This is a genomic window from Streptococcus varani (genome assembly GCF_001375655.1).
GTDB classification, from domain to species: domain Bacteria; phylum Bacillota; class Bacilli; order Lactobacillales; family Streptococcaceae; genus Streptococcus; species Streptococcus varani.
Window position 1 is genome coordinate 328,475 of sequence record NZ_CTEN01000002.1, and the last position, 15,458, is coordinate 343,932.

Sequence of the window (15,458 nt, forward strand, 5' to 3'; positions counted from 1 at the left end):
CTTCTTATTTCCTTTCTTTTGAGAGAATCCATATGGCCACAAAGAAGAATGGCAGACCTGCCAACAAACCTACTGGCGAGGGACCAAAAATTCTCATCGCTCGGGTTTGTTGAGAAGATATTTGAAAAAGCATTCCAATACCAGCACTAGCATTGACAGCACCGTGCAAGAGAGCAGGTGCCCAAAGGGTATGCGTTTTTTCCATCATGTAGCTGAGAAGGACTCCAACACTAAAACAGAAGAAAAACATGGCTAAGATGCCCCACCATGGATAAGCCCAATAGGTTAAACCAAAATTATAGCCCTGTAGATTGATTGGCAGGTGCCAGAGGCTCCAAATGAGCCCCACCAGTAGATGACTGTGTAGTGGTGAAAATTCTTCTCTCAGTGTCGGGAAAAGAAAGCCTCGCCAGCCGATTTCTTCACCCATAGCCAAGAAAGAATTGACTACAGGACCATATGTCATAGCAGCAAGGACTTGGGATAAGACTATCATCTCCAAGGGTAGAGCTGGTGTTTTAACCCCTAGTTCTGCTAACATTTGTCCTAGAGGGGAAAAACTCAGGCTGAATTGCTCTCTAAAAACAAGGAAATAGAGTACAACCCCTATAAAGGTCAAGATAGTTGGTCCCCACATGGCCAAAAGGAACAACTTCCAATTTTTCTTGAAGGCTAACCGAAAACCAGCCCCTAATCTGTAAGAGCGAGGATTTACTGCTTTTAAGATAAAATAGGCCAAGGCAGGCATCCACATAGCGACGATCGTTCCAATTTGTTGGATTGGTTGACCCAGTTTGATCCCCATTAGCCAGATTGTGACCCAAATCCCCCATGCTAGAGCAAAACTAAGAAAGATAAAAGGAAAAACTTTTTTCATGGTGTGGACTCCTTTCTATTTAGAACTTTTTCTAAATAGATTATAACACTCCTGTTGGACTTGTCAAGAACTATTTCGGTTTTTTTCTAAATAGTTCAAGAATACAAGAGTCGCGAAGATGGCATTTTTTTGTTAAAATAGAAGTATAAAATAAATGCGAAAGGCATCTACTACAACTATGAAATTGATTTCTTGGAACATTGATTCCCTCAACGCTGCTCTCACTAGCGAGTCCCCACGCGCCCTCTTATCTCGTGCCGTTATGAACACGCTTGTTGCTGAGGATGCAGATATTATCGCCATTCAAGAGACCAAACTCTCAGCAGCTGGTCCAACAAAGAAACACTTAGAAATTCTTCACACCTTTTTCCCTGATTACCACACTACTTGGCGCTCATCGGTAGAGCCAGCTCGTAAGGGCTATGCCGGAACCATGTTCCTTTACAAAAATACGCTCCCAGAGCCAAAGATTACTCACCCAGAGATCGGTGCTCCTTCTACCATGGACAGTGAAGGTCGGATCATTACTCTGGAATTTGATGAATTTTTTGTGACCCAAGTCTATACACCAAATGCTGGCGATGGTTTGGGCCGCTTGGATGATCGTCAAATTTGGGATGAAAAATACGCTGAGTACTTGGCAGAATTGGACAGTAAAAAACCAGTTCTAGCAACCGGTGACTACAATGTTGCCCATAAGGAAATTGACTTGGCAAACCCTGCTTCCAATCGCCGCTCAGCTGGCTTTACGGATGAAGAGCGCCAAGGATTTACCAATCTCTTGGCAAAAGGATTCATCGATAGTTTCCGATACGTCCATGGCGATGTGACAGATGCCTACACTTGGTGGGCGCAACGCAGCAGAACTAGTAAAATCAATAACACAGGATGGAGAATTGACTACTGGTTGACTTCCCAACGCTTGGCCAATAACATCCAAAAATCAGACATGATTGATTCGGGTAGTCGCCAAGACCATACTCCAATCGTTTTAGAAATCAGTCTATAATATATAAGATCAAGATTAAAGTGGAAAATGAGAGTTTGCATCTGTAACTACGAATTGGATTAAATGGAGGAAAGATGGACAAAAAAGTAATCGAACGTAAGGCACTGATGGTTTCAATCGTTATGAATCTCATTAACGGTTTAGCTGGTATTCTCATCTATATTGTAACGGATTTGAATGCCTTGCTTTTAGATGGCGTCTTTACTCTTATTGCTTTTGTATCATCCATTGCAGCCCTCTTTATTTCAAAAAATAGTCATCGAACAACAGAGAATTTCCCAAATGGTATGTATTTTTTAGAACCCTTATATGGAATCTTAAAATCTATCGCTACACTCATGCTGCTAGTGATTACACTTTTGGAAACCTCAGCCACAGCGTATGCCTATTTTGTTCATCATGATGGTCAGCCTATGGTAACTGGGCCCGTCCTTCCATATACCATCATCATGGTGATTTCTTGTTTCGGATTAGCTTATTACAATAAAAGGCAAAACTGTAAAATAAATGGTTTGAGTACCATGTTGGAGGCTGAAAGTCGTGGTAATTATATTGATGGTCTGATTTCTGCTGGTGTCGGTGTCGCCATTATCGCACTTAGTCTAGTAGACATCAATGGACCATTCGGTTTCTTCCACTATACAGGAGATTTCTTCATTACTTTCTTCTTAGTCGTCTTTTCACTCAAGGAGCCAATTTCCGTCTTATCCCAATCCTTTAAAGAGTTTGCCCGTTCAACAGTTCAAAACGATGAGATTCATGATAAAATCAATGATATTTTCCGTGATATCCTACATACTCAAGCTGATAAATTGGATATCTTGATTTTTAAACAAGGGATGCATATCAAGGTTAAAATCTACATTTTAAAGCCAGAAGACAGTCAATTGATTGAAAGATTAGTTCTCCAGAAAAATCATCTGTTGGATAAACTGACACAAGAATTTGACCACTGTAGCTTAGAGTTTTCGTTCTAACTAAACAAAAAGCACAAGGATCACCCCCGTGCTTTATCCAAAGACAAGCCGATTTATGCTCTTGGCTTGTCTTTTTTTCTCTAATACTCTTTGAAAATCAGACAAAATTGCTCTTCTGAGTTTCAAAAATTCCTTGAATTTTTTCAATCCAATTAAATAAAATAGTGAACAAGAAACGATTTCTGAATAACAGAAACCGGTCTTGTTCTCTATGGATATCTATGTTTGGACCTTTATCCTAAAGTCACTCTCTTTACCAAACATTGACGCGTTCTTGAGGAGGCAGATACATACCATCTCCTTCTTTAATATCATACACTTCATAAAAAGCATCAAGGTTTTGGAGTGGGATGTTGGTGCGCAGTTCATCCGGTGAGTGCGGGTCATAGGTCAATAAATACTTGGTGTATTCCTTGCGAGCATTACTCCTGTGGACCCTTGCAAAAGCTTGGAAAAAGGCTTTATCCGGCTTACCGTAGGTTTCCAGAGCAAATGCAAGACCACCTGCATCGGCAATGTTTTCACCCAAGGTCAACTGTCCGTCAACTTTCTGATCAGCATAGCTTAGGTTGGACCATTGTTTCTCCACTGCAAGCATTCTATCTAGGAAAGTCTTCCTATCTTCCAAAGTCCACCAAAAATTAGACTTACCCTCACTATCATACATGGCCCCTTGATTATCAAAGGCATGAATCATTTCATGGGCGATAGTGGTTCCGATTCCACCATAATTTTCAGCCTTACTTTGTTGGCTATCATAAAATGGTGCTTGCAAGATACTGGCAGGCAAATAGATGGCATTTTCTGTTGGAGAATAAAAAGCGTTGACATTAAAACTTGGAGCAATCCACAAATGTTGTTCCTGCTGTCCTAGATGGCCCAAATCATAGGCTAACCGCTGACTCTTCAAGTCTAAATAGGCATCCACAAGATTGCTATTTTTGTCCACTGTAAACGTGTCTGCAATTGGATCCATTGCATCTGGGTAGGCTATATGTAGAGTCATCTTATCGACTTTTTCAATCGCTTTCTCACGTGTCGGCTCCGTTAACCAATCCAAGGTTTTTAAGCGTTCTTTAAACGTTCCCCGAATAGCCGTGGTCATCTCGATAACTTGCTGCTTATCCTCTTCCTTGAAATATGTCTGTCCATAATAGCTACTTAAGACTTCTGGAAAGAGGGAATAGGTATAGAGTAAAGCATTTTTTTCAGGGCTGTCATTCTCTTTTAAGCCACGTAATTCAAGTTCCACCTGATTAGCCCTGTCATAGGTATCTGTATCAACCAGTTCAGACAATTGTAAAACTTGCTGAACTAAGAGCCAGGATTTCATGATTGGAAAGTTTTGCTCATTGATGATCTTATCCGTATTCGAAAAATAAACATCCTCACTCACAGCGATATCATCCTTTACATCACCTGTAATGGATTTCATTAACTGTATGAGATGCGTATTTTGATTGCCTGTGCCAATCAGTTTTCCAGACTTATGCTGCATATAAGGAAGCAGCAACTCATCAAAGGCAATAGTATCCTCTATGATGGATTGGATTTTTTTATCCGAATAGCCTAATTTTTTCAAAAGACTGGAGCTATTTTTACGGAAGGTCTCTAGATGTTCCTTTTTACTTTTTTCATCCTCATAGTTACTGGTGGTTCGCAGAATCAAATTTGGAGCCTCTAGATAGAGTACTCTTTGATGACTAAAAGCACCACTAGCCAAGTTATAAGGCATCGCTTTTTTCTGTAGGAGACGATCTTTTTCAACGAGTTGGTAATCTTGAAAACTGTCTAGATTTTCAATTTCATCAAGGTATGGCTTGATGATAGCGATAGACAAGTCTTCTCGCTCTTCAAAATTCATAGCCAGCTTGTAAAAATCAACCGCAGGTTGCATGGCCTGAAAAGGAACGTCTTTCTTGCCAGAACTAAAGTCATCCAAATCTTTCTGTAGCTGTTGGTCAATCTCTTCCTGTAAGACATCAAAGGAAGAAATAGCGTCTTGATTGTCTTTAAGAGGGTTCTCCTTTTGCCATTTTTGGTTGACGGCTTGGTAGAAATTATCTTCTAGCCGAACCTCTTTCTTGTCTTGGCAAGCTGTCAGACAGACAACTGCCAGAAGCAGAGTGGAAGATGACAATAAAATCTTTTTCATATTGAATCCATTTCCTATAAATCAAGCTCTTCATAAGCGGTCCGGTAGCCAATTTGCAGAATCTTTCCATCCTTGATGAGGATTGGCCGTTTGATGAGCATGCCATCTGCAGCTAAGAGCTCCAAAGCTTGATCAACGGTCAAAGTATCAAATTTGTCCTTAAGACCCAAGGCCCGATAAGAATTTCCAGAGGTATTGAAGAATTTTTTCAAGTCAAGTCCTGACTTCTCCATCAAACTACGCAACATTTCCACCTGGGGTGGATTTGTCTTAATATCAATGGCCTCAAAATCCAAGCTCAGACTCTTCAACTCTGCCTTCGCTTGCTTACAAGTGCTACATTTAGGATATTCATAAAACGTATACATCATTAAAATACCGAATTCGACCAAAAACAAAAGGAAAGTGAAAGGGGCAATCAACTCACATAATCCATGTGGAGTATATAAGCCTAGAATAAAAAAACGAACTGCTATTACAAGCGTTTTTTTTCATTCTCTTACAAACGGCTCTCACCAGTCACTTTCTTCATTGTGAGGAGCCAGATAGTTCTCTACTCCATTTCCCTAAGTTTTTGGACTTTTTCATTCCTTTCTTTTTCTAATGCTAATAAATACAATTTTCGTTCCAGTCCACCCGCATAACCAGTTAAAGAAGCATCTGAACCTAAAATGCGGTGACAAGGAATAAGAATAGAGATGGAATTTTTCCCGACAGCTCCACCTATGGCCTGAGCTGACTTACAGTTCAGGCTTTTTGCGATTTGACCATAGGTACTGGTTTGGCCTAAATCAATCTTCAACAGTTCTCTCCAAACCTTTTGTTGGAATTCTGTTCCTTGAGGGTTTAATGGGGGTAAAGCAGGTAAGTCAATCCCTGAAAAATAAGCAGTCAACCAGTCACAAGTTGCTTGCAAGACAGGATTGCTTGCTTCCAAAAAGACGGTCTCCTCAAAACCACGTAACTGGTATTTTTGTCCATGAAACCAGGCTCCCAGAAGAGCTTGACTGTTTGCTACTAAACTAATTTCTCCGATGGGACTGAGATAGATTTGGTGGTATCGCTCTTCTGTCATATCATCCTTAAAAGGCCAATCTCTTTAGAAAGGCCTATTTTCTTTATTTTTTACCTTTAATCAGACGGACTTTAACGATATGATCGCTGCTAGTAAAGAGATCCACCAGCTGTTGAATTTTCGCTTCGTCTGTCTCATCCAAATCCAAGATGGTATACGCGTAATCCCCTTTTGAACGATTGAGGATATTTGCAATATTGATATCCAAATCAGATACCGCCGTGGAAATTGCCGCTACAATATTTGGTACATTTTGATTGATCAAGGTAATTCGATAAGGAGCATCTAGGACCTGATGCATGTTCGGGAAATTAACAGAGTTGGTAATTTCTCCAGTTTCCATAAAACGTCGGATTGTTTGACCCGCCATAATGGCACAATTGAGTTCTGCTTCTTCTGTTGAGCCGCCCACGTGTGGGAAGACAGTCACTCCTTTTTTGTTGAGCAATTCCTCTGTACCAAAGTCAGTCACATAACGCTTGATTACCCCTGCCTCAATGGCTTCAAAGAGGGCTGCATTGTCTACTAATTCTGCACGGGCAAAATTAATGAGTGTTGTTCTTTTTGGCATAAGCGCAAAGGCATTCGCATCAAACGTATTCTTGGTATCAGCCGTCAAGGGAACATGGACAGTGATGTAATCACAGTTCGAAAAGATTTCCTTCAAATCATTGACGCGTTTGACGTGGCTAGAGATTGACCAAGCTGCTTCAATAGAGACGTAGGGATCATATCCGAGAACATTCATCCCCAAACGCCGAGCATCATTGGCAATACGAGCTCCAATAGCCCCTAAACCAATCACACCCAAGGTTTTGCCAGCAATTTCACTTCCAGCAAATTGTGACTTGCCCGCTTCAATTTGTTTGGGTACATCGTCACCTGACAAAGTATTTGCCCAACTTGTTGCGGAGAAATAATCACGAGCAGACAAGAGAATGGAAGTAATAACTGCTTCTTTTACTGCATTGGCATTGGCACCGGGTGTATTGAAAACGACGATACCCGCTGCAGTGGCTTCATCAATCGGAATGTTGTTGGTTCCAGCACCGGCACGGGCAATGGCCTTGAGATTAGTTGGAAATTCCACTCCATGCAAGTTTTGGCTACGGATAATATAGGCATCCGGATTTTCCGCCTTATCTCCATCAATCTGAAATTGATTTCCCAACTCTTTTAAGCCGATTTGGTTGATATTATTAAATGTTTTTACGCTATAAATCATTTTTTCACTCTAGGCAGCCACCTGCCTTCTCCCTCTTTTTGAAAAATAATGCTAAAACCGACTAGATTTCTTGATACAAGCTGGTCTCAGACTTATGCTTGATTTTCTGATAGGCTAGACGCTCCCCATCAATGGGAACCTTGCCACAATAGACAAAGCCAAGCTTCTCTAATATGTGCTGCATAGGTTTGTTGAGTTCATGGGTATCACAGCGAAAATCTGGCCCCTTGTGCCCCTCAATCAGACCTTGTAAGAATGTCTGGACTACTTGTTGCCCTCGATACTGATTGGAAACCGCAATTCGGTGGAAGGTCACATAAAGATAGTTATCGTGCTTCCACTTACCATCATAGATGGCATTGTATTCCGCTTGGTTATCAAGATAGACAGCTGCATAGGCCACGACTTTCCCCTCCATCAAACCTACATAAGCCCGATTTTCAATAATATCTTCGAAAACATCCTCTTGATTTGGATAGCCATTTTCGCCCTGCCACTGGCTAGACACAGAAGCAGCTAGAAAGGCTTTTGCTTCCTCCAAGATGCTTGTAATTTGTCCCAGTTCATTGGGATGAGCCAGACGAATTTCCATCATTTCTCTTTTCTATTTTAACTTATTTGTTCTCTGCTTCAAACTTAGCCATAAAGTCTAACAAGTCAAGCACACCTTGGCGAGGGAAGGCGTTATAGATACTTGCACGCATACCACCAACTGAACGATGCCCTTTGATATTTTTAAATCCAGCTGCATCAGCTTCTTTGGCAAATTTGGCATCCAAGTCCTTACTTGGTGTGACAAATGGAATATTGCAGACAGAGCGGTCCTTGGCAAATTTCACCGGACTAGTGTAGAAATCTGATTTCTCAATAAAATCATAGAGGAGCCCTGATTTCTCGCGTTCGATTTCTGCCATTTTATCCACACCACCAATCTCATTTTTCACCCAGTCGAAGACCAGTTTTGAAATATAGATGTTGTAAGCTGGTGGTGTATTGTAAAGTGAATCGTTATCTGCTTGGATGCGATAATCCAGCATAGAGGACAGCATCGGCTGGTCATTGAGAAAGTCCTCACGGATAATCACAACCGTCACACCAGCTGGTCCGATATTCTTTTGAGCACCGGCATAAATGACCGCAAAATCTTCCACATTGTAGCGAGCAGCTAGAATATTTGAAGACATATCCGCCACTATTGGCACACCATTTGTATCTGGCAAATCGTAAATGGCTGTACCTTCGATAGTGTTGTTGGTAGTCAAGTGCACATAAGCTGCTTGTGGATCAATCGTTGCCGCATCAAAACTTGGGATATGATCGTAAACCGTATCTTCTGATGACGCCAGTAAAATGGGTTCAAACTCGATGGTTTTAGACAATTTGACTGCTTCTGTGTAGGCTTTTTTCCCCCAAGAACCAGCCACCAAGTAGTAGACTTTCTTCCCTTGCGCCAAATTCAAAGGAAGCATAGAAAATTGAAGAGAAGCTCCACCCTGTAAGAAAAGAACCTTGTAGTTATCCGGAATAGCCATTAGTTCACGCAAAGTGCTTTCCGCATCCTTGATAATCTTGTCAAATTCTGGAGAGCGATGGGACATTTCAAGCACGGACATACCGGAGCCTTGGTAATCAAGCATTTCGTCACGAGCAGTTTCAAGAACGGCTTTTGGCAAGGTAGCAGGTCCTGCTGAAAAATTGTAAATTGTCATACGACACCTCCAAAATATAATAAAAGAATTATAACACAATTTTCTGAATATTGAAAGATTAATAAGAAAAATTGTGAAAAAAAATACAAAGAAAGAATATTTATTTCCTAAGAATCGTTTCCTATCTATTCCTATCTTCAACTATTTGCCTAAAGCTCTTTTAAAGCAAAAAGAGCTTGAAGATCAAGCTGCTTTTATTCGGTCATTTTATAGAATTAATCCTTCCTTCTTCATGCCTCGAATAAAAACGAATAAAGAAGGAATTAAAATAGCAACACTCCCAATCCAAGCGGCAGGACTTGCCGCTGCTACTCCTGCATAGCCAAAGAATTGCGCCCCCAAAATGGCAACACCGGCTCGCATGACTAACTCAGCAAAACCAGCCAAAGTAGGAACAAAACCATTTCCTAAGCCTTGAATAAAGGACCTCGTCACAAAAAGAATAGATAAAATCCAATAGCAAAGACCATTGATGATGTAATAAATAAAAGCTAAGTCCAAGACATTCTTGGAAGGATTGGCTAAAAAGAGACCAGAAAATTGAGTATTAAAGACAATCAAAATGATTGCAAAGAAGATAGCCCAAACAACGGTTACCAATAGCGTTTGTTTCAAGCCTTCTAAAAGACGATGAAATTTCTTTGCACCATAATTCTGAGCCGTAAAGGTAGAAATGGCCAAACCAAGATTGACCATGGGAAGCATGGCTAGTTGATCTGTTTTACTCGCAATAGATTGAGCTGCAATGGCATCGGTTCCTAGCTGATTAAGGACCACCTGCAAGGTAATGGCCCCAATGGCAATAATACTAGCTTGAAAGGCCATAGGAAAACCAATCTTAGCATGCACCAGCAGTTCTTCTTTCTTCAATTGAAAGATGCCCTTATGAACCTTGAAGTAAGAAATCTTTTTCTGACTATAAATGACAAGGTAGAGAACCGAAAAAGCTTGGGCCAAAATAGTCGCAAGTCCTGCTCCAAAAACACCCATTTTGAGATTTAGAATAAAGAAAAAATCAAGCAAGACATTGATGATACTGGCAACAATCAGAGCATAAAGAGGTGTCTTGGAATCGCCCAATGCCCGGATGGCACTGGAAAAATAATTATAGAGCACTGTAAAAACCATACCACCAAAAATCGCTGTTAGAAAACCCTGGGAACCATCGATCAACTCTTGCGGCATCTGCATGATTTCAAGTAAGGGACGTAGACCGACTAGTGATAAAAAACTCAGGACAAAACTCACTAAAATCGAATAAAAAAGACCGTGAACAAAACTACGTTCTATCCCCTCACTATCTCCTGCTCCAAAGCGTTGAGAGATAATGATGGATAGTCCCGTTGTCAAGCCTTGAGCAAATCCCAATATTAAGAAAACGATGGAACCTGTCGCGCCAACACTAGCAAAGGCGAGTTGACCCAAAGTCTGCCCTACAATCATGGCATCAGCAAAGTTATAGGCCAGCTGAAAAAAACTTCCGATCAATAGTGGAAGTGTAAATTGTAATATGACTTTTATGGGTTTTCCTTGGGTTAAATCTTGCATAATCTCAACTCTCTGTCTAACTATCATGACCATTGTATCGGTTTTGACATGCTTTATCAACTCTTTGACACAAAAACGACAGATATTGCCTATTTTATTGTCAGAATGATTTTCCGTGATATAATAGATTAAAACAAAACGAGGTGAACGGATGTTAATAAAAGAATTTTGTGCCGAAAATCTAACCGATCTTCCAAACCTGACTGCCGCAGAAATAAGGCGTGTCGAACTCTGTGATAATTTGGCCCAAGGCGGTACTACACCATCTTATGGTGTTCTCAAAGAAGCCGCTCATTATCTGCATGAAAAAGGCATTAGTTTGGCCACCATGATTCGACCGCGCGGTGGCAATTTTGTTTACAATGACATTGAATTGCGGGTAATGGAAGAAGATATCTTAAAAGCGGTTGAATTGGAATCGGATAGCCTAGTCCTTGGCTTACTGACAGAAGAGAATGAACTGGATACAGAAGGAATTGAACAACTTCTTCCAGCGACACAAGGCCTGCCTTTGGTTTTTCACATGGCCTTTGACTTGATTCCAATGGAGCAGCAAAAAACTGCCATGGATAAGCTGATTGACTACGGATTTGTCCGGATTCTCTTACACGGCTCCGCTCAACGTCATGATATCTTTGAGAATGTCACTCATATCAAGGAATTGGTTGATTATGCCGACCATCGCATTGAAATTATGATGGGTGGCGGTGTGACAGCTGACAACTGCCATAAACTAGCTAGTCTGACGGGTACCAATATTGTCCATGGGACAAAGATATAAAACCAAAAAAGATGATGGTCGCTTGAGCATCATCTTTTTGGTTACACTTCATGATAAGCGTTATAGAGTTCTTGGCGGTTAAGACCCAAATCCTTGGCCACTTTTTTGATGGCTTGGTTGGGTTTGTTTCCGTCCTTAATCAGTTGCTCAACCTGTTCAAGCGGGTCCAAGTTTTCCAAATCCTCATCCCTAACTTGTCCATCAAAACCAGAAACGATAATGAGACACTCGCCTTTGAGAGGATTGTCTGTTATATAGTCCAAAACTTCTGAAATCAGTCCTCGTTGGTATTCTTCATAGAGCTTAGTTAGTTCACGAACTACTACTACTTGACGATCACCATAAACAGCCAACATGTTTTCCAATGTATCCGCCACCCGATAAGGAGATTCGTAGAAAATCTGGCTTTCTGGATAAGCTTTCTTACTGTCAAAAAATTCCTTCTGTTGTCCAGCCTTGCGTGGTAAAAAACCATAGAAGATATGAGGCTGGGGAGCGATACCAGAAGCAATCAGGGCCGTAATACCAGCCGATGCCCCTGGCGTTGCCACCACTGGAATATCCGCTTGGATGGCTGCTCTGACCAAATCATGACCAGGATCCGAAATGGATGGAAGCCCCGCATCTGAAACCTGAGCCAAGGATTGGCCAGCTAAAAGCATGTCAATGAGATTTGGAATTCTATCGTAGGCATTGTGCTCATGGAAAGAAATCTGCTTGGTCTCAATGTCAAAATGTTTGAGCAAGAGTCCTGTGTTTCGCGTATCCTCTGCACAGATAAAATCGACAGATTTCAAAATAGCTACCGCTCGAAAGGTCATATCTTGCAGGTTACCAATAGGAGTTGCGACCAGATAAAGACTTCCTCTTGCCGTCACTCCCTTAAATGATTTTTGTACTTGCATCTTAATCTCGATTCAGTAATTCTAAACAGAACATGCAGGGCTCATCATTGTCACGGCGTTGACCATAGGAAAAAGTACAGATATGGAAACCATCCTCATAGATATTTTCCAAATTTTCCTTACCATAGTTGGAGCTTTTTGCATCTTCTTTTTCTTCCTTGGACAGGCGGTCCCGTAGCTTGGAATTTTCCAATCGCAAAGCGGTATTCTCATCGATAACTCCTTGCAAATGCTTCTTAATAGCTTCTACTTCTGCTAGGGTCATCAAGAGGTTCTGTGAGAAGCCATCTAGGGCATCAAAAATTTCTCTCTTATCCATCTATTCTCTTATCTCACTTCTCTTTTAAAATCATATACTCTAGGGCATTCTGCAAACTGACATTACTTTGCCACATTCTTCTCACTTGTAAGAGTTCTTCCAGTCGCATCAAAGCCTGAGGATTCTCTTTTTTCTCAGATAAAAATAAAGTCAACAAGTCCAAGATTCTCTCTTGCTCTATTTTTTCACTTGCCAAATGGACCAACTGAGGCACCATCAGAAAAGCACGATCAGGTGTAGCCAATAAAGTCGTCACAAACTTGGGAATCAGATGCAGCAAATCTTGAAAAGCCTTTAGCTTCATCAGTTCCATTGCTTCCTCGCTACTAGCAACTAACTCTGCCAAGATACGAGCCTGAGACTTTAGCAAACCTTCTTCTTCCAACTGACGGATCAGCACCTGGCGATTCTTGGGAAAATGGACCAGCTGAGTGCGACTTTTTATGGTCGAAAGCACCGCTTCCTCGTGATTGGTCAAGAGAAAAATAGTCACATCCGATTGAGGTTCCTCAATTACTTTGAGGAGAGAATTAGCCGCATTTGGGTGCATCTTTTCGGCATCACAGATAATAAAAATCTGCTTTGACGATTCAAAACCTGATTGGGAAAAATCTTTGACAAGTTCACGGACTCGCTCTGTCTTTATCACGTTTCCACGAGGACGGATGATCGTCACATCTGAAAACTCTTCCTGTTCAATCAGACGACAGGTTCGACAATTCCCACAAGGTAAACTATTTTTCCCTTCTTGACAAAAAGAAGCCTGACTGAGGAAAATAGCCGTGTCAAAACTGGCAAATTGACCCGAAAAAAGATAAGCATGAGCTAATTTACCTTGATGTAAAACCTGCTCAAAGCCAGCCAGAACTCTGGGTTGGTATTGTTTTAATTGTTCTAGATTCATTTTCTCTTACTTAAAAAATCGCTTTGAGATGATTGAAAAAGCCTCTTCAATCACTTGCTCCAAGGGATGGCTGGCATCTACTTTAACCATGCGTTCCGGATCTTGCTCCAAAATGGACAGATACCCTTGACGCACCCGCTCATGCATATCCACCGTTTCCATATCCAAACGATCCACATCATGATGACGATTTTTAGCGATACGAGCCAAGCCCTCTTCCACATTGATATCAAAATAAAGAGTCAAATCTGGCACCAAACCGTCAGTGGCATAGTCATTGAGCCAGTTGATATCCTTTACATCCAGACCACGACCAAAGCCCTGATAGGCCACCGAGGAGTCGATAAAACGATCGACCAATAGCAACTTTCCACCATCCAGAGCCGGTAAAATCCGCTCTTTCAAATGCTGGCGACGGGCTGCAATGTAGAGAAGCAACTCCGTTTTATCATCCATGGCTGTATTTTCAGGATTTAAAATAACCGAACGAATATCTTCTGCAATGGCAACTCCACCTGGTTCACGAGTTGTTACAAGCTCCATATCAAATGCCGCTAATTTAGGCAACAAAGCCTGCAAGACAGATGTTTTCCCAGCTCCATCTGGACCTTCCAAACTAATAAAAATACCCTTATTCATATCGTTCCTCATTTCTCCTACTTCTCTTCATTCTACCAAAAAAGAGACAAAAAAGCACTCTTTATTTTCAATGAAGACTGTGATAAAATGAGTTGACATCTTGTTTAGGAGAGTTTTCTATGCGCATCAAAAACATTATCCTCATCATCATCGGTGCAGGCTTATTTTCTTTTGGACTCAACTATTTGGTCATGCCAAATGGTCTTTATGAAGGTGGAGCAACAGGAATTTCCCTGATTCTGTACTATCTCTTTCATATACAGCCTTGGGTAACCAATATTCTCATTAACATTCCCCTTTTTATCCTAGGTTGGAAAATTCTTGGTAGGAATGTCCTTCATCTCAGCCTCCTCGGTACTTTTTCTGTTACCATTTGGTTGGCTATTTTTGAAAAGCTACCATTTGTAGTGGATCTGGACCACGATCTCATCATCGTCTCTATGCTTGCTGGTGTCCTATCGGGGATAGGTTTAGGCATCATCTTCAAAGCCGGCGGAACGACTGGGGGCAGCGATATTTTAGCCCGTATTGGCCACAAATACAGCCATTATACCATCGGTCAGATCATCCTAGCTATTGACATCTTAGTTTTGATTTTAACCATTATCGTTTCCCGAGACTTACGAGTGGTGCTCTATACCATGCTTCAGGTCACCATCGCTTCTCGTGTAATTGATATTATCAGTGACGGTGGCTATGGTAGTAAAGGGGTCATGATAATTAGTCAAAAGTCACAAGAAATCGCTGCTGCCATTGATAGTCAAATCGAGCGCGGTGTCACTCTCATCAAAGCTCAGGGCTTTTATAGTCGAACAGATATGGATATGATTTATTCCGTGATCTATAAGAGCCAGCTTCAGGAAACAAAAGAACTGATTCACCGCATCGATCCGCATGCCTTTATCACCATTACAGATGCCCACGAAGTGCTAGGTGAAGGCTTTACTTTAGACAAAGATAAAAACCCATTGGAAAAAAGATAATAAAAAATGATGCTAGATTAGAAACTTCTAAGCGACTAGCATCATTTTTTTTACAATTTAAACTCAATTCCATCCACTTCTATATTATTTGTCTCTAAAAATAATACTTGATTCCATATTTCCATAAACATGTTTACTTTGGAATTGTTTTGAGCGTTGGATGGGTATAAAACGGAAAACATCTTATTTCATAATTTCCATCTGTCACTACGACATCAGCTTCTCCAATTTTTTCGCTTATCCAAATGATATCTTTTATTAGCAACATTGTATGTCCTCCTATGGAATTACTTTAAAATTGGGAGATTATTTTATAATCTGTTTTGCATATTTCGTATTCTTACCGGTACCA

General features: G+C 40.9%; 18 protein-coding genes. 4 read left to right on the top strand and 14 right to left on the bottom strand.

The window, feature by feature from the left end:
- Window positions 1–4: 4 nt before the first annotated feature.
- The gene (locus BN1356_RS05200; RefSeq protein ID WP_093650342.1) at window positions 5–877 is read right to left on the bottom strand and encodes a CPBP family intramembrane glutamic endopeptidase; all 873 of its coding nucleotides are present in this window, start codon (window positions 875–877) and stop codon (window positions 5–7) included.
- 178 nt (window positions 878–1,055) lie between these two features.
- On the opposite strand from BN1356_RS05200, the gene BN1356_RS05205 reads away from it, so the two are divergent.
- Together BN1356_RS05205 and BN1356_RS05210 are read left to right on the top strand one after the other, a co-directional pair.
- Window positions 1,056–1,886 carry an exodeoxyribonuclease III gene (locus BN1356_RS05205; protein WP_093650515.1) on the top strand — a complete coding sequence of 277 codons (831 nt, stop codon included), beginning with the start codon at window positions 1,056–1,058 and terminating at the stop codon, window positions 1,884–1,886.
- 74 nt (window positions 1,887–1,960) lie between these two features.
- Window positions 1,961–2,863 carry a cation transporter gene (locus BN1356_RS05210; protein ID WP_093650343.1) on the top strand — a complete coding sequence of 301 codons (903 nt, stop codon included), beginning with the start codon at window positions 1,961–1,963 and terminating at the stop codon, window positions 2,861–2,863.
- A 253-nt stretch (window positions 2,864–3,116) separates the two neighbouring features.
- On the opposite strand, the gene BN1356_RS05215 is transcribed toward BN1356_RS05210, so the two are convergent.
- From BN1356_RS05215 to BN1356_RS05245, 7 genes are all read right to left on the bottom strand, one after another.
- Window positions 3,117–5,018 (bottom strand): M13 family metallopeptidase, encoded by a 1,902-nt coding sequence (locus BN1356_RS05215; protein WP_093650344.1) that lies wholly within the window; start codon window positions 5,016–5,018, stop codon window positions 3,117–3,119.
- Between the two features lie 14 nt (window positions 5,019–5,032).
- Window positions 5,033–5,386, bottom strand: coding sequence for an arsenate reductase family protein (locus BN1356_RS05220; RefSeq protein WP_093650516.1), 354 nt, complete (start codon window positions 5,384–5,386; stop codon window positions 5,033–5,035).
- Between the two features lie 185 nt (window positions 5,387–5,571).
- A complete protein-coding gene (locus tag BN1356_RS05225; RefSeq protein WP_093650345.1) occupies window positions 5,572–6,093 on the bottom strand; it encodes a methylated-DNA--[protein]-cysteine S-methyltransferase in 522 nt (173 codons plus the stop codon).
- 43 nt (window positions 6,094–6,136) lie between these two features.
- Window positions 6,137–7,318 carry a 3-phosphoglycerate dehydrogenase family protein gene (locus BN1356_RS05230; protein WP_093650346.1) on the bottom strand — a complete coding sequence of 394 codons (1,182 nt, stop codon included), beginning with the start codon at window positions 7,316–7,318 and terminating at the stop codon, window positions 6,137–6,139.
- Window positions 7,319–7,379: 61 nt separating this feature from the next.
- Window positions 7,380–7,910, bottom strand: a complete 531-nt coding sequence (locus BN1356_RS05235; RefSeq protein ID WP_093650517.1) for a GNAT family N-acetyltransferase — start codon at window positions 7,908–7,910, stop codon at window positions 7,380–7,382.
- Between the two features lie 22 nt (window positions 7,911–7,932).
- Complete coding sequence (serC, locus tag BN1356_RS05240; protein ID WP_093650347.1) at window positions 7,933–9,027, bottom strand: 3-phosphoserine/phosphohydroxythreonine transaminase; 1,095 nt, start codon at window positions 9,025–9,027, stop codon at window positions 7,933–7,935.
- A 207-nt stretch (window positions 9,028–9,234) separates the two neighbouring features.
- Complete coding sequence (locus BN1356_RS05245; protein WP_093650348.1) at window positions 9,235–10,575, bottom strand: MATE family efflux transporter; 1,341 nt, start codon at window positions 10,573–10,575, stop codon at window positions 9,235–9,237.
- Between the two features lie 151 nt (window positions 10,576–10,726).
- On the opposite strand from BN1356_RS05245, the gene BN1356_RS05250 reads away from it, so the two are divergent.
- Window positions 10,727–11,356: a copper homeostasis protein CutC gene (locus tag BN1356_RS05250; RefSeq protein WP_093650349.1), complete on the top strand. Its 630-nt coding sequence runs from the start codon at window positions 10,727–10,729 to the stop codon at window positions 11,354–11,356.
- Window positions 11,357–11,397: 41 nt separating this feature from the next.
- Here BN1356_RS05250 and rsmI read toward each other — a convergent pair whose 3' ends face one another.
- From rsmI to tmk, 4 genes are read right to left on the bottom strand one after another with little or no spacing between them, the layout of a single operon-like run.
- The gene (rsmI, locus tag BN1356_RS05255; protein ID WP_093650350.1) at window positions 11,398–12,261 is read right to left on the bottom strand and encodes a 16S rRNA (cytidine(1402)-2'-O)-methyltransferase; all 864 of its coding nucleotides are present in this window, start codon (window positions 12,259–12,261) and stop codon (window positions 11,398–11,400) included.
- 1 nt (window position 12,262) lies between these two features.
- Window positions 12,263–12,580, bottom strand: a complete 318-nt coding sequence (gene yabA, locus BN1356_RS05260; RefSeq protein WP_093650351.1) for a DNA replication initiation control protein YabA — start codon at window positions 12,578–12,580, stop codon at window positions 12,263–12,265.
- 13 nt (window positions 12,581–12,593) lie between these two features.
- Entirely contained in the window at window positions 12,594–13,484 is an 891-nt protein-coding gene (locus BN1356_RS05265; RefSeq protein WP_093650352.1) for a DNA polymerase III subunit delta', read from the bottom strand.
- Between the two features lie 6 nt (window positions 13,485–13,490).
- Window positions 13,491–14,123 carry a dTMP kinase gene (gene tmk, locus BN1356_RS05270; protein ID WP_093650353.1) on the bottom strand — a complete coding sequence of 211 codons (633 nt, stop codon included), beginning with the start codon at window positions 14,121–14,123 and terminating at the stop codon, window positions 13,491–13,493.
- 119 nt (window positions 14,124–14,242) lie between these two features.
- Here tmk and BN1356_RS05275 point away from each other — a divergent pair, with 119 nt between their 5' ends.
- Window positions 14,243–15,106, top strand: a complete 864-nt coding sequence (locus tag BN1356_RS05275) for a YitT family protein (RefSeq protein WP_093650354.1) — start codon at window positions 14,243–14,245, stop codon at window positions 15,104–15,106.
- Window positions 15,107–15,156: 50 nt separating this feature from the next.
- Here BN1356_RS05275 and BN1356_RS13080 read toward each other — a convergent pair whose 3' ends face one another.
- Together BN1356_RS13080 and BN1356_RS12975 are read right to left on the bottom strand one after the other, a co-directional pair.
- The gene (locus tag BN1356_RS13080; RefSeq protein WP_425423514.1) at window positions 15,157–15,288 is read right to left on the bottom strand and encodes a YxiG family protein; all 132 of its coding nucleotides are present in this window, start codon (window positions 15,286–15,288) and stop codon (window positions 15,157–15,159) included.
- The gene (locus BN1356_RS12975) at window positions 15,240–15,374 is read right to left on the bottom strand and encodes a hypothetical protein (protein ID WP_281175827.1); all 135 of its coding nucleotides are present in this window, start codon (window positions 15,372–15,374) and stop codon (window positions 15,240–15,242) included. Before BN1356_RS12975 ends, BN1356_RS13080 begins: the two co-directional genes overlap by 49 nt.
- Window positions 15,375–15,458 lie beyond the last annotated feature (84 nt).

What these genes read in the sequence shown, in the direction of transcription:
- BN1356_RS05275 (WP_093650354.1), top strand. Translation starts at nt 14,243, where the DNA reads ATGCGCATCAAAAACATTATCCTCATCATCATCGGTGCAGGCTTATTT.
- BN1356_RS05225 (WP_093650345.1), bottom strand. Translation starts at nt 6,093, where the DNA reads ATGACAGAAGAGCGATACCACCAAATCTATCTCAGTCCCATCGGAGAA.
- BN1356_RS05220 (WP_093650516.1), bottom strand. Translation starts at nt 5,386, where the DNA reads ATGTATACGTTTTATGAATATCCTAAATGTAGCACTTGTAAGCAAGCG.
- BN1356_RS05205 (WP_093650515.1), top strand. Translation starts at nt 1,056, where the DNA reads ATGAAATTGATTTCTTGGAACATTGATTCCCTCAACGCTGCTCTCACT.
- serC (WP_093650347.1), bottom strand. Translation starts at nt 9,027, where the DNA reads ATGACAATTTACAATTTTTCAGCAGGACCTGCTACCTTGCCAAAAGCC.
- BN1356_RS05245 (WP_093650348.1), bottom strand. Translation starts at nt 10,575, where the DNA reads ATGCAAGATTTAACCCAAGGAAAACCCATAAAAGTCATATTACAATTT.
- BN1356_RS05200 (WP_093650342.1), bottom strand. Translation starts at nt 877, where the DNA reads ATGAAAAAAGTTTTTCCTTTTATCTTTCTTAGTTTTGCTCTAGCATGG.
- BN1356_RS12975 (WP_281175827.1), bottom strand. Translation starts at nt 15,374, where the DNA reads ATGTTGCTAATAAAAGATATCATTTGGATAAGCGAAAAAATTGGAGAA.
- BN1356_RS05215 (WP_093650344.1), bottom strand. Translation starts at nt 5,018, where the DNA reads ATGAAAAAGATTTTATTGTCATCTTCCACTCTGCTTCTGGCAGTTGTC.
- BN1356_RS05210 (WP_093650343.1), top strand. Translation starts at nt 1,961, where the DNA reads ATGGACAAAAAAGTAATCGAACGTAAGGCACTGATGGTTTCAATCGTT.
- rsmI (WP_093650350.1), bottom strand. Translation starts at nt 12,261, where the DNA reads ATGCAAGTACAAAAATCATTTAAGGGAGTGACGGCAAGAGGAAGTCTT.
- BN1356_RS05250 (WP_093650349.1), top strand. Translation starts at nt 10,727, where the DNA reads ATGTTAATAAAAGAATTTTGTGCCGAAAATCTAACCGATCTTCCAAAC.
- BN1356_RS05265 (WP_093650352.1), bottom strand. Translation starts at nt 13,484, where the DNA reads ATGAATCTAGAACAATTAAAACAATACCAACCCAGAGTTCTGGCTGGC.
- yabA (WP_093650351.1), bottom strand. Translation starts at nt 12,580, where the DNA reads ATGGATAAGAGAGAAATTTTTGATGCCCTAGATGGCTTCTCACAGAAC.
- BN1356_RS05235 (WP_093650517.1), bottom strand. Translation starts at nt 7,910, where the DNA reads ATGGAAATTCGTCTGGCTCATCCCAATGAACTGGGACAAATTACAAGC.
- BN1356_RS13080 (WP_425423514.1), bottom strand. Translation starts at nt 15,288, where the DNA reads ATGTTTTCCGTTTTATACCCATCCAACGCTCAAAACAATTCCAAAGTA.
- BN1356_RS05230 (WP_093650346.1), bottom strand. Translation starts at nt 7,318, where the DNA reads ATGATTTATAGCGTAAAAACATTTAATAATATCAACCAAATCGGCTTA.
- tmk (WP_093650353.1), bottom strand. Translation starts at nt 14,123, where the DNA reads ATGAATAAGGGTATTTTTATTAGTTTGGAAGGTCCAGATGGAGCTGGG.